This window comes from Wenyingzhuangia sp. IMCC45467 (assembly GCF_054111205.1).
In genome coordinates this window covers 3,470,651-3,484,018 of sequence record NZ_CM134196.1, presented here as the reverse complement: position 1 = coordinate 3,484,018, position 13,368 = coordinate 3,470,651, and the positions used below count along the sequence as shown (strand labels likewise).

The window sequence follows — 13,368 nt, the reverse complement described above, 5'->3', positions numbered from 1 at the left end:
TAAAACAAAAAGCCTTTTCTAAATAAGAAAAGGCTTTTTGTTTTAATATGAAGTTGATTTTTAAAACTCTTTTTTACCAAATTCACTTTCAATAAACTTAGATTTGTTTCTTAATTTATTAAAAGTATATGTTAGGTTTAAGCTTACCATATCTACCTCGTAAACATAGTTGGTAGTGGTGTAAAACTCATTTGGTCTCCATGCAGATATTCTTTGCTCATTAGATTTTAACAGTCCCATATCAATATTTTGCCATTGTAGGGTTGCTGTTAAATTATCATCCCAAAAAGTTTTTCTAAAAGTTAAATTAGGACTGTAAAATCTTGAATCTTCTCCCATAGCAGTATTTCTATCAGAGATATAATTAAAAGCAAATTGAATAGATGCATTTTGCCAAAAGTTATAAGTAGCGTTTACGTTAAAAGAATATATGGTTGATTTACTATCTATATCATAAGTTCTTGTATTTCCATCTCTATGATCAAAACTTAACACCCCATCAATAGCATAATTATATACGTTTGCACCTATAAAGTTTGTCCAGTTTTTTGATGGTTTTATAGTTGCTCCAACTTCTAATCCTAAAGCATTGCTTTTTCCTACGTTAGAATATACTCTGTTTAAAATAGAATCGTTAACAACAAAATTCCCTGGGTTGTTTGCATCTTCTTCATAAGCCAAAGTATTTACCCTGTTGATTACATTTTTAGTATGTCTAAAATAAGCCATTGCATAAATAGAATTTCCTCCTTTTAATTTTTTATTGATTCCTAATTCTACCAAATCAATAAACTCTGGCTTTAATTTATTATCACCTTGCTCATATACTTCTGAATGTTCACGCTCTGCAAAACTATTCATTTTAAAAGTAGTGGTACGCTCTACCCTTTTACTATAAGCTGCTTTAATATTTGTTTTCTCATCAACTTTGTATTGTAAAGAAGCCGATGGAAACAATTTAAAATAATCGTACTCATAAGTATTTTGATTTGGTTCTGAAGCTAACTTTTCTTTATACTCTCTATCCATAGACTCTGCACGAACACCTGCTGCATAGTCCCATTTTTCTTTACCTCCTGATAATTGTACATAAGCAGAATGAATAATTCTTTTTAAAGCAATATCACTAGAAAACTCTGGTACAATTTCAAAATCACCATTTATTAAATTTTTACGAGTATACTCAAAATCTCCTGTATGATCTAAATGTCTAAACTGATATCCAGTTTCCAATGTTCCAAAACTCATTGGTTTCCATTTATAATCTAAATTAAAACGGATACCATTTAAAGGATTGTCATTGGTATTATATTCTTGCTGATAAATATCTGTATAATCTATATCACTAACATTATCATTCTCTGTAGGCCCTCCTAAAAATGTGTATTCATACAGAATAGAAGTAGATAATTTAGATTTGTTTGTGAACGCATGAGCGTAATCAAAACTAGCCAAAGCAAAATCTCCTTTACGAGTTCTTAAGTTGTGATTGTAATAAGAAAATTCATTTTCTATATTTTCACTTCCAATTGGTGTAACTGTATAATTATCGTAAAAAATATCTGCCAATCTATCTTTTTGTCTTTTCCCAGCATACATCCCTAAAGAAAATTCGTCAGCATCATTTGGAGTATAATCTACCGTAAATCTTCCGTTATAACTTACCTCGTCAAAACTACGTTCACCATCAGAGGGTAAAAATCTATGAGTATTTGCATCAGCGTTTACAATATCTAATCCACCTTCTCTCCTACCAGAAATATCGTTGCGTTGGTAACTTGCTCCTATAGAAAAATTCCACTTATCAGTTCTAGTGTTATAGGTTGCATCAACTCCATAACGCTGAGGATATTCTTTGGTATCGTAATCTTGAATTGGAGGAAAACCACCACGTACATTTACTTGAGCATAATCTCCATTGGTAGCTCCTTTTTTGGTGATGATATTTAAAATTCCTGCTGTTCCTTCTGGATCGTATTTAGCAGATGGAGCAGTAATTAATTCAACCTTTTCCAAAGCATTGGCTGGTAATTGTGCTAAAATTGAAGTGGCATCACCTTGAGTTGGTTTTCCGTTTAACAATACAGCAAAACTGTTACTCCCTCTTACACTAATAGCCCCATCACCATTTACGGTTACCGATGGTAAATTTTTAACTACATCTACCGCACTACCTCCTTGACTATTTTGAAATTTACTAGTTTCAAAAACTTGTCTATCAATTTTATGAGATACAGTGGCTGCTTCGCCTTTTAACACAACAGCATCTAACTGATTGCTTGCTATTGCTAAGGATAAAGTACCTAAATTGATGTAATCGTTTTTTTTATCAACTCTAATATTTTCTACTTTTTTAGGTTGGTACCCAATAAAAGTAGCCTCTAAATAATAATCTCCTGACTTTATATTTTCTATAAAAAACTTTCCTTTATTATTTGTAACCACTCCAGTAACAACTTTTCCTTCTTGGTTGTAAAGTGTTGCAGTGGCATACTCTAAAGCATCGTTGTTTTTTTGTTCTATAATACTTCCTGTAATTTGAGCAGAAGTAGTATTAAATACTACTACAATTAACAATAGTGTAAAAATGCTCCTTAGACAATTAAAGTTCATGTATTTTAATATTTGATGACAAAAATAGCCTAGTAAAATTTATTAACTATGGTATATTTGTAAAACCTAAGGTATAATTGTTATTGAGGCAAATTTTTAAATTGTAGAGGAGTAAAACCTGTATGTCTTTTAAAATATTTTACAAAGTGAGAAACATCTTTAAAGCTTAAACTATAAGCAATTTCTCCCACAGATTTATTGGTATAAATTAACAATCTTTTAATTTCTTGAACCATATAAAGGGCTATGATTTGAGAGGCCGTTTTTCCTTGTTTCTTTTTACATAACTGATTTAGATTTTGAGCTGATACATTTAATTGATCAGCATAATAAGACACATTATTTTTTAATGTTTGTCCTAATAAATCTACAAACTGAGTAACTTTATCTTCTGTATTTGCATTACTTTCTTTTGTAATATCTGTGTACAACAAAATTTTAGCTAATAAAGATTTTAGCATTCCTTCTATCACTTCTAGAGGTGTATTTTGCTCTTTAATTTCTTTTGATAAGGCCTTGAATAACGTATTGATTGTTTTATCTATTTGATGAATATCAATTTTTTGATGCTCTCCTATTTTTAACAATTGGGTATTAATATGCTTATCTAACGTTTTTTCTAAAAAACTTTCTTTAATAATAATTACATATCCTTTAGGAACCGTTGTAATTTCCCAATGATGTACTTCCTCTTTACGAACTAAAAAAACAACAGGTGGTTTTATTTCATAACTATTTAAATCCATATGATGATAACCAGATCCTTTTGTAAAATATACCAACTCTAAATATTTATGATGTCTATGGGGTTTAGTATACCTTTTACTTACATCAAAAGGTTCAATTTTAATATCTGTAACATTAGTTGTTTTATCGTAAGTGGCAATTGTTAAATTCAATAGTTTGTTATTTTTTCAAGGCTAAAATAATTGATAGCGCTTAATTGCTTCCTTTTCTAAGACCTAAAAAAGGAGTAATCGTTTAAAAAAAATTATTCTACATTTCTTCTCATAAAAAACACATACAGCTAAAGCTTTACAAATCAACTACATAAATGCATATTTTATTTTATCGATAATAAGTCTAAATTAATTTTGAGAATTCGTTTTTAGCTAATACATTTGCCTTGTTTTAAATAAATCTAAATAACAACTAAAATGAAAAAACTCATATTGTTATCATTAATAGCGTTAATTTCAACGTTTACTTACGCTCAAAATGGAGTATTAAATGGAAATGTAATAACCAAAGAGAATACTCCAATACCTTATGCCAACATAAGCATAGAAAACACAAATTATAAAACAATTACCGATGCTAAAGGAAACTTTACAATAGAAAATATAAAGTCAGGAAATTATAATTTAACAGTAAAATACCTAGGTTACTTTACTAAAACCACTCCAATAAAAGTAATAGCCAATAGAGCAACTAGAGTTCCAACTATTGTCTTAGAAGAAAAACAAGAACAGTTACAAGAAGTAATTGTAAATGGAAAAACAGCGAATAAATATACTGCTGAAGAACCATCATCCACTTTAAGAATTACTACACCACTACAAGAACTAGCTCAAAACATTCAAGTAATTAGCAACGAACTTCTGGCAGATCAACAAACAACTAGTATTATGGATGGAGTCATTAGAAACGTAAGTGGTGTAACTATGCTAGAGCATTGGGGACACTTTGCTCGTATAAACATGAGAGGATTTAGGCTACCTGCTTTTAGAAATGGTGTAAATGTACAAGATACATGGGGACCTTTGGCCGAAGATATGAATACAGTAGAACGTATTGAGTTTGTAAAAGGACCAGCAGGATTTATGATGTCTGCAGGTGAACCAGGAGGTTTTTATAATGTAGTTACAAAGAAACCAACAGTAAATAGAGTAGCCAATGCTTCTGTATCTGTAGGTAGTTTTGATTATTACAGAGGTACAGTAGATTTTGGTGGTAAAATTACCAAAGATGACAAATTACTATACCGTATTAACGGAATGTATCAAACGTCAGATTCTCAAAGAGGAAATGAAGATGCGCAACGATATGGTATTGCTCCTGCTATTACCTATAATATTAATGATAAAACATCATTAACTGCTGAATTAAATTATCAAAATGCCGAAAGTTATATTGGAGCTGCCTACATATTTGCTCCTTCTAATGATGGATATGCAAGTCTAGACAGAGATTTTAAATTTACAGACACAAACTATCCTGCTACCGACATTGATGAACTTACTTTATTCACCAATTTTAAACATCAATTTAACAAAAACTGGAGCTTTGAGACTCAATTATCTTATTTACGTTATAACCAAGAAGGTAATTCTACGTGGCTAACAGGAATAGAAAACAATGGTGATGCAACTCGTTATGTAAGTATTTGGGATGCATTATCTGTAGGTAAATACTTCCAAACCTATTTAAACGGAAAATTTAATACAGCTAGTATTACTCACAAAGTAATGGCAGGTTTTGACCATAGTAACAAAGAATACTGGGCAGATTGGGGACAATTAGTCGTTATAGATGTAAATACTCCTTTTAATATACATAACCCTACTTATGGAAATACCACAACTCCCGTTTTTGATAGATCTATTGATTTAAAAGACAGAGCCAATATTAGCAATACTGGTAATACCTTAAACTCTTTATACTTACAAGATGAGTTAGGATTGTTAAATAATAAAATTAGAGTAACATTAGCAGCAAGATACTCTCACTTAAAAACTATAGGTAAGGAAGAAACTGACAATGTTATTACTCCTAGAATTGGTTTTAGTACAGATATTTTACCAAGCTTTAAGTTTTATGCACTATATGATCAATCGTTCCTTCCACAAAACGGTTTCAACGCAAATAATGAACCTTTAAATGATCCTGTAAATGCAAAGGACATAGAAGCTGGACTTAAAAAAACCTTCTTTAACGGCCGTTTAAATACTTCTTTTGGAATTTATAAAATAAACAAAAACAAAATATTAGTTGCAGACCCTAACAACCCTAACTTCTCTGTTTATTCAGGTGAAATAGAATCTAAAGGATTTGAATTTGATATGCAAGGGCAAATAACACCTCAATTAAATATTGTCTTAAACTATGCCAATACCGATGTGCAAGATCAATCTGGATCTTTACAAGCTGGTTTTTCAAAACATATAACAAATGGTTGGTTTAATTATTCCTTTGCAAAAACAACTTTCTTAAAAGGATTTGGAGCTTCTTTAGGATATCAATATCAAGCTGATAGATCTACATGGGCTTGGGATGCTAATGGAAATTCTGATTTGCCTAACTACTTTAGATTAGATGGTGCACTTTCTTGGAAAAATGATAAAATTAAAGTTCAAGCAAACATCAATAATATTTTAAACGAGTATTTGTACTCTGGCTCTAATTATGGAACTTATTTATACTGGCAATCTGAACCCGGAATTAATGGACGTATCACTATATCTTACAACTTTTAAGAACAAAATTTAAATATAAAAACATCATGAAAAAACACTTATTAACATTAAGTATTATCTTATTAGCAAACTTTAATAGTTTTGCACACTATATGTGGATAGAGACCAGCCCTAATGGTAAAGTAGGAAAATCTCAAGAAGTAAAGGTTTATTTTGGAGAATACACCTATGGAGAAATTGAAGAAACCAATGGTGATGCTTTTAAAAAAGTACAAAACTTTACTCTTTGGGTAGTAGATGCCAATGGAAATAAAACAGCTTTAAAAGTTAACCCTAAAAAAGATTTTTATGTTGCTGAATTTACCCCTGCAAACAAAGGAACTTACTCTGTTATTTTAGATAACAATAATATTGACGTAATTGATTACACACAATATAATTTCGGAATTTTTAAAACCCACTATCATTCTGTAGCCAAAGTACAAGTTGGTAAAAAAGATAACGATACCGCCACTGTAAATGCCGATGGAATTACAGTAAAAGATGTTTCTGAAAAAGAAAACACTATTAAATTACAGGTATTGTTTAAAGACAAAGCACTGGCTAAAAATGAAGTAAAAGTTTATGTTGCCGATTTATGGACCAAAACCTTAACAACTGATGAAAATGGTTTTGTAACTTTTAATTTGCCTTGGGATACTAAATACATTGTAGAAACAACTCATAAAGAAGAAGTTCCTGGTAAATATAACAACAAAGATTATGAATTTATTTGGCATTGTGTAACCTACAGTATTTTATAAGTTTAAACCAGTAAAAACAATATCCCTAAACAGTCAAATGGCTGTTTAGGGATATTTCTAATTTTAAACATTAAGATGATTTCATTATTACTCATAATCATATTTTTTACTTTTTATACTTTCTATGCAACTACAGAAAGAATAAAAGTTAGTAGTTCTTTAGGAATAGAAAAAAAACTCCAAAACCATAAAATAAAAGCCAAAACAATTGGTATTGTGCTATTTATCTCCAGTTTTATTTTAGCTATATACAAACTAGGTTTTGCTGTAGGTATTTTATTTAATGTAATTGGTTTTATGACTCTTGGAGGACTCATCATTTTATTAGCTCCATTACAACTCATCAATTATAAAAACATATGTATTATTAGCCTCATTTTTTTGTTAATTGAATTATTTCAACAATTAAGTTCTTTTTAAAATGCCTGCAAACCCTAAACATTTAACCGCCTCTAACTGGCAACGTTTTGCTAAAATATCTGCTGGAATCTTAGGTGGATATTTCGTAAGTATTACTTTTCACTTGGCCTTATGCTATTGGTTTAATCATATAAACATAATTATTACTGCTAGTTTTACAGGATTCATTCTTTGGGCAACTTTATTGGTTTTAGCTTTTTTAGCCAAAAACGGATGGAAAGTTTGGGGAATTTACCTCTTAATTTCACTTGTATTCTCTGGAGTTATTTACGTTAGCAAACTTTATTTTCCTATTCAATAAAAACATGGATAACAGAAAACATAATATTTTATTTCACACACATACCGTTAGTGGTATTGTTATTAGTGTGGTTTTATACATCATTTTTTTTGCGGGTTCTTTCTCTTTTTTTAGAGATGAAATCATTAATTGGGAAAGAAATCAAAATACAAAGATTAGCGATGGTATTCACTTTAACCTCAGCAAAGCATTAGATAGCATAGAGACTAAAAAAAACTTATTTGGTAGAGATGTTACAATAACCAAACACAGTAATGAAAGACGTGTTAATGTATCTTTATCTCCTACCAAAGACACTCTTACTAGTAAAGAAGATAAACCTGGAGCATTTTTTTATTTAGATACCCAAAATTTTAGTCAACATAAATATGTTAGCTCTTATTCTTTAGGTGAATTTTTATACCGATTGCATTTCTTGGCACAAGTCAAATACCCTGTGGGTTATTATTTAGCTGGTTTTACAGCTTTCTTTTTCTTATTTGCTATTATTACTGGTGTTTTGGTGCATTGGAAAAAAATAGTTTCTAACTTTTATGTGTTTAGACCTATGGCTAAATTAAAAGCTTTGTGGACAGATGCTCACACAGCTTTAGGAATAATTGGTTTGCCTTTTCAGTTTGTATATGCTGTTACAGGTGCTTTTTTTATGATAAAATTATTATTGGTAGCTCCAAACGTTATGGTTATTTACAATGGAAACCAACAAGAATTGTATAAAGATTTAGGCTACACTCCTACCAATTTTGCTTTCCATCAAACAAAAAACACAGAACAGGTTGATTATAATAAATACTTAAAAAACATTCAACAACAATGGCCAAACTTTAATATGACCAAAGTGATGATTCAAAATTTTGGAGATACTAACGAACATATTACCCTTGAAGGACATGCTAACAGAAGTTTAAAATTTAATGGTTTTGGAAAAATAACTTACAAAACCACTACAAATGAAGTTGTTTATGAGAAAAAACCTACTGAAACTACATCTTATTTAGAAAGTGTAAAAAACATTCTTTATAGAATTCACTATGGAGATTATGGTGGTTATTTATTAAAAACACTGAGTTTTATTTTAGGGTTAACTTCTTGTTTTGTCATTATTTCTGGAGTCATGATTTGGTTGGTAGCTAGAGACAAAAAGAATGTTCCAGAAAAAAGAAGAAGATTTAACCAAAGAGTCGTTTTAATTTACTTAGCAATTTGTTTAAGCATGTACCCTATTACTGCTTTGTCTTTTATAGCTGTTAAAGTATTTGCTGCCCAAATGAGTCTATCTTTTATTTATTCCTTTTACTTTATAGGATGGCTTATGTTTACCCTCTTTTTCATCATCAAAAAAGATATTTATTTTACCAACAAATGGACATTAAAACTAGGAAGTTACATTGGCTTGTGCATTCCTATTGTTAATGGTTTTACCACTGGTAATTGGACTTGGTTGACCTTACAAAACCAACAATACCAATTATTTTTTATAGATGCTTTCTGGATTTGTTTGTCATTAACCACTTTGTGGGTTGCTAGTAAAATAAAGAAATAAAAAAAGAGGCTGAATTAAAGATTTTAAACGTCATTCTGAATTTATTTCAGAATCTCATAAAACTTGTTTGTCAGTAATGATGTGAACCTGAAACTAGTTCAGGTTGACGAAATTAGATTTTAATTCAGCCTCTTTTATTTAATAAATTATTGATTCATTTCCATACTGTGGTCGTATTGGCAACAACCTGGTAACTCGCTATAAGAAGCTTCGTTACTCGCTACATTTTCTGTATCGTAACCAGATGCTGCAATGGCTTTTTCAATATCGGCTTGGTTGGTTTTGGTGTTATCATAACTCACCTCAATCTTTTTCTTTTCTACGCTCCAATTGGCCGCTACGACTCCCTCTACTTCTTTGGCTGCTGTTTCTATAGTGTGTTTACACATAGCACAATTTCCACGTACTCCAACATTCATACTTGTTGTATTTTCAGTCACTACAACTTCTTTTTTTTCTGATTTGTTTCCACAACTCACTACTGTCATCAAGCCTATAAATAAGGCACTTAAAACTAATTTTCTCATTTTACTATTATTTATGTTATTAATGATTCATATGCATTCCTTGCTTGTCCGAAGATTTACTTTTATCAGTATTCATCATCGATTTTTTTCCTTGTAATTGTGCTGCCGCATCAACAGTAAAAGTTCCTTGAGTTACAATTTCTTCTCCCTGATTTAATCCTTGTAAAACAATATAATTGTTTCCTATTTTATTTCCTAAAGTAATTTCTCTTAATTCAAAAACAGGTTGTTCTTTATTTACTTTTACATAAACTATAGATCTTTTTCCTGTCCATAAAACCGAAGTCTTTGGTATTTGAACTTGATTAGAAACTTTTGTTTTATTTTCAATTTTCCCCTCTACAAACATTCCAGGTTTTAGTGTCTGATTTTTATTATCTAACACCACTCTTAAACTTACCGTTCTTGTTTGTTCATTTAAAACAGGATCTATAAAACTTACTTTTCCTTTCATTATTTTTTGTTGATTTGATGGAATAACCACCTCAATTTCTTGGCCTACTTTAAACATATCCAATTGATTTTCATACACATCAAAATTTGCCCAAACCGTGCTTAAATCTGCTACTTTAAAAATAGGTTTCCCCATCATAATATGTGCTCCTAAATCCACCCAAATATCGGTAACTATTCCCGCTACATGTGCATAAATCAACATATTAGTTTTTACCTTACCTGTTTTCTCAATTTCATCTAATTGATGCTCGTGGATGTACCAATTTTTAAATTTATTTCTCACAGCATTGTACAACGCTGGTTGCATGTTCTTGGTTTTAGCAGCAATAATTAATTCTTGCTGAGCAGTAATCAACTCTGGAGCATATACTTCTGCCACTGGCTGACCTTTTTTAACTACTTGCCCTAGAGAAGTAACATAGAGTTTTTCTACACGTCCATCAAAATGAGCAGATTGCGTAGAGGTTTTATCTTTATTTTCCGAAATCAATCCAGATAACAGAATGTCTTTATTTCCTGTTTCTCCATTTCCAACAACAGTAGTTTCTATAGCTGCCAAAGCCATAGCGTTTTTTGTTAATTGAAATTGGTTGGGATTTTCCTCTTCTTCACTCACACTCATGGTTGTGGGAATTAAATCCATTCCACAAATAGGACAATCTCCAGGTTCAGTTTTCATTACACTAGGATGCATGGAACAAGTCCACATTTGATTTTCAACCTCCTTTTCTTCTGAACTGTGTTCGTGCTTTTCGGTTGTATTTGAATGACCGAACAACAGCCAACCTAACAAAACTCCTATAACAAGAAATACTATGTATATACTATATTTTTTCATTGTTAAAATTTTAAATAAATAGCATCGTCAATGCCATCATAATCATAATTGTATTTTCTATAAAAGTGGCTTCTGTCATTGGCAAATTTAAAGCTGTACCTAAACAAGCACATTTTATGGCCTTTTTATCTAACAATGTTTTTACCACTCCATAGGTGGTAGCACCTAAAATAACGAGTGTTACAACAAGCGCTAAAGGAATTTCCACTCTAAATAAAAACAACAATCCTAAAGCGGTTTCTATAAAAGGATACACCCAACCATAAACTCCAATCCTTTTGGCAATAGGATCGTACATTTTAAAAGAATTTGGGAATCCTTTTAAATCTAAAAACTTAAAAAAACTAAACACTATATAAAAAAGCCCCATATAGTTTAGCATTACATTTTTAAACTCCCAATTTTTATACTCCATTAAATTACTTGCCACAGCAATATAAAACAGAATTAAAAACAATGGTTTTAACTGTTGCCATTTGCTTTTTTGCTCAGTAACACTAATAGTTTCTGTGTGTATGCTTTCTTTTTCTGTAATAGCATATTTATCTGGAAGCACATTTTTTAATGCCGTTACAGAAAAAAGCTTTTCTGAATCTATTTCCAATTCTCCTTTTTCCAAATTCGCTTTTACGTTCTTAACTCCATCAATATTGCTTATTTTTTCTTCTACACTTGCTACGCATCCGTTACAAGTCATACCGTTTATATTATATGTTTTTTTCATTTTTACTTACTTAAATAATTAATAACTGTTTCTGCCATAAAGTATTTTTTTAAAGCTGCTATTTGATTCATTTGAAATTTTAACTGTAACTGTTGTAGTTCTAATACTTCATAAAAATCTATATTTTCTGTCTCGTATTTTTTGATGAGAATTTCTTCTGCATTTTTTGTTTTGATGATATTTTGTAACTGTAAATCGTAACTTTTTTTAGCAGATATTTTTTGATGCACCGCCTTGCTTAATAAAGTCTCTAACTTATTTTGTCTCTCTCTTTTCTGTGATACAATCTCTTTTTGTGCCAATTGATTTTGTTTGGTTATAGAATTGTATTTTTTATTAAAAATGGGAATAGACAACGTTACCATAGGCATTAAAATATCTTTACCATTATCAGCCAAAGTCATATTAGGTCTTTCTGTAACCGATATATAATCCAAACCAACACCTAGCATAGGTGCTTTATTTTTTTGATTCAACAATTCTGATTTTTCTACCGAGGCATATAACTTATCAAACTTAATTAACTCAGGATGAATATTTAATGAATCCAAAACCACATGCTCTTGTTTTGGAATTTTTAGAGTATCTACCACAGTAATTCCATCAGAACTATTTCTATTTAACAATTTTGAAAATGCCGTTTTTTCAGATGCATATGTTTCCAACAACTCTTGTTTTAAAGCTATCAATTCATTTTCTCTCATCTGAATTCTTAACACTTGTACTACTGTTGCTTTGCCAGATTCTACAGAAGCTAAAGCCATGGTTTCGTATACTTTTAATAAAGCTAAATTTTCATCAATAATTTTATTTTGCTCTTTTAAAGTGTATAAGCTATAATAAGATTGATGAACGTCTAAAACCAGTTTTCTATGTGCAATGGCAATATCTTCATAAGATACTTCTGCTACAGCATTTGCATAATTTTCTCTAGAAGTTATGGTTCCAAACCAAGGAAACATTTGTTTTACAGACATTTTAAAATCTTGTGCTCCTACTCTTGTTTCTGGCTTACTTACAAAATATCCTAGTCCAAATTCAGTGTTTGGAATATTGTTTACTTCATTTGTTTTTTCTTGCATCAACTTGTGCTTCCACTCAAACTTTTTAATGGTTGGATTGTTCTCTAAAGCTTCTGAAATATAGGATTCTATGCTTTGAGCAGTCGCTAAGTGAATAGTGAATAGTGAAAAACTTAAAACACACCACTTTTTTAAGTGAAAAGTGGTTAGTGAAAAGTGAGAAAAAAAAAGTTGTAAACGTTTCTTCTTTTTATATTTGAACTCTATCATTTTGATTTAGAAGTTTTAATGGAACTTACTAACATTGCTACTAATTCTTTATTAAGTGAATAATACACTTTATACTGATTTTCATTTATATAATTCGTGTCTTTAAGTATATCTAACCAATAAAGGGATTCATTTGCTTCTTTAAGAGCAATACTCATTTTATGAGTGAAATCCTTTTTGCTTTCTGCAAATTCAGCTTCACGGATTAAAGCTCCTACAGCGGTTCCGCTTCTCAACAATTGTTTACTCAATACAAATTCACGTTTTTCTTTCACTAAATCTTGACATAACCTAACTACTAAAACAGCAAATTCATAACTTTTATCTTTTAAAATACTCTTTCCCATCTTTTATATTTTTTATTTAATACTTCACTTTACACTTCTCATTTTTCACCTATCACTATAAACTTTTATCTATCCACTTTTCATTTAT

12 protein-coding genes are annotated in these 13,368 nt (G+C 30.4%); 5 read left to right on the top strand and 7 right to left on the bottom strand.

Annotated elements, in window-relative coordinates; genetic code table 11:
- Positions 1-60: 60 nt before the first annotated feature.
- Entirely contained in the window at positions 61-2,613 is a 2,553-nt protein-coding gene (locus ACXGQT_RS14780; protein WP_457829342.1) for a TonB-dependent receptor domain-containing protein, read from the bottom strand.
- Positions 2,614-2,693: 80 nt separating this feature from the next.
- Complete coding sequence (locus ACXGQT_RS14775; RefSeq protein ID WP_457829341.1) at positions 2,694-3,512, bottom strand: AraC family transcriptional regulator; 819 nt, start codon at positions 3,510-3,512, stop codon at positions 2,694-2,696.
- A 258-nt stretch (positions 3,513-3,770) separates the two neighbouring features.
- On the opposite strand from ACXGQT_RS14775, the gene ACXGQT_RS14770 reads away from it, so the two are divergent.
- The 5 genes from ACXGQT_RS14770 to ACXGQT_RS14750 all read left to right on the top strand — a co-directional run bounded on the left by ACXGQT_RS14770 (position 3,771) and on the right by ACXGQT_RS14750 (position 9,096).
- The gene (locus ACXGQT_RS14770) at positions 3,771-6,089 is read left to right on the top strand and encodes a TonB-dependent siderophore receptor (RefSeq protein WP_457829340.1); all 2,319 of its coding nucleotides are present in this window, start codon (positions 3,771-3,773) and stop codon (positions 6,087-6,089) included.
- Between the two features lie 26 nt (positions 6,090-6,115).
- Complete coding sequence (locus tag ACXGQT_RS14765) at positions 6,116-6,832, top strand: DUF4198 domain-containing protein (RefSeq protein ID WP_457829339.1); 717 nt, start codon at positions 6,116-6,118, stop codon at positions 6,830-6,832.
- Positions 6,833-6,907: 75 nt separating this feature from the next.
- A complete protein-coding gene (locus ACXGQT_RS14760) occupies positions 6,908-7,252 on the top strand; it encodes a hypothetical protein (protein ID WP_457829338.1) in 345 nt (114 codons plus the stop codon).
- 1 nt (position 7,253) lies between these two features.
- Positions 7,254-7,553 carry a hypothetical protein gene (locus ACXGQT_RS14755; RefSeq protein WP_457829337.1) on the top strand — a complete coding sequence of 100 codons (300 nt, stop codon included), beginning with the start codon at positions 7,254-7,256 and terminating at the stop codon, positions 7,551-7,553.
- Positions 7,554-7,557: 4 nt separating this feature from the next.
- Positions 7,558-9,096, top strand: a complete 1,539-nt coding sequence (locus ACXGQT_RS14750; RefSeq protein WP_457829336.1) for a PepSY-associated TM helix domain-containing protein — start codon at positions 7,558-7,560, stop codon at positions 9,094-9,096.
- A gap of 146 nt (positions 9,097-9,242) precedes the next feature.
- On the opposite strand, the gene ACXGQT_RS14745 is transcribed toward ACXGQT_RS14750, so the two are convergent.
- From ACXGQT_RS14745 to ACXGQT_RS14725, 5 genes are read right to left on the bottom strand one after another with little or no spacing between them, the layout of a single operon-like run.
- Positions 9,243-9,623, bottom strand: coding sequence for a heavy-metal-associated domain-containing protein (locus tag ACXGQT_RS14745; protein ID WP_457829335.1), 381 nt, complete (start codon positions 9,621-9,623; stop codon positions 9,243-9,245).
- A 19-nt stretch (positions 9,624-9,642) separates the two neighbouring features.
- Positions 9,643-10,917, bottom strand: coding sequence for an efflux RND transporter periplasmic adaptor subunit (locus tag ACXGQT_RS14740; RefSeq protein ID WP_457829334.1), 1,275 nt, complete (start codon positions 10,915-10,917; stop codon positions 9,643-9,645).
- Positions 10,918-10,927: 10 nt separating this feature from the next.
- On the bottom strand, positions 10,928-11,641 hold the full coding sequence (locus ACXGQT_RS14735) for a heavy-metal-associated domain-containing protein (RefSeq protein ID WP_457829333.1): 714 nt from the start codon (positions 11,639-11,641) through the stop codon (positions 10,928-10,930).
- Between the two features lie 2 nt (positions 11,642-11,643).
- Positions 11,644-12,933, bottom strand: a complete 1,290-nt coding sequence (locus ACXGQT_RS14730) for a TolC family protein (protein ID WP_457829332.1) — start codon at positions 12,931-12,933, stop codon at positions 11,644-11,646.
- Entirely contained in the window at positions 12,930-13,280 is a 351-nt protein-coding gene (locus tag ACXGQT_RS14725; RefSeq protein WP_457829331.1) for a four helix bundle protein, read from the bottom strand. Before ACXGQT_RS14725 ends, ACXGQT_RS14730 begins: the two co-directional genes overlap by 4 nt.
- Between the last annotated feature and the right edge of the window lie 88 nt (positions 13,281-13,368).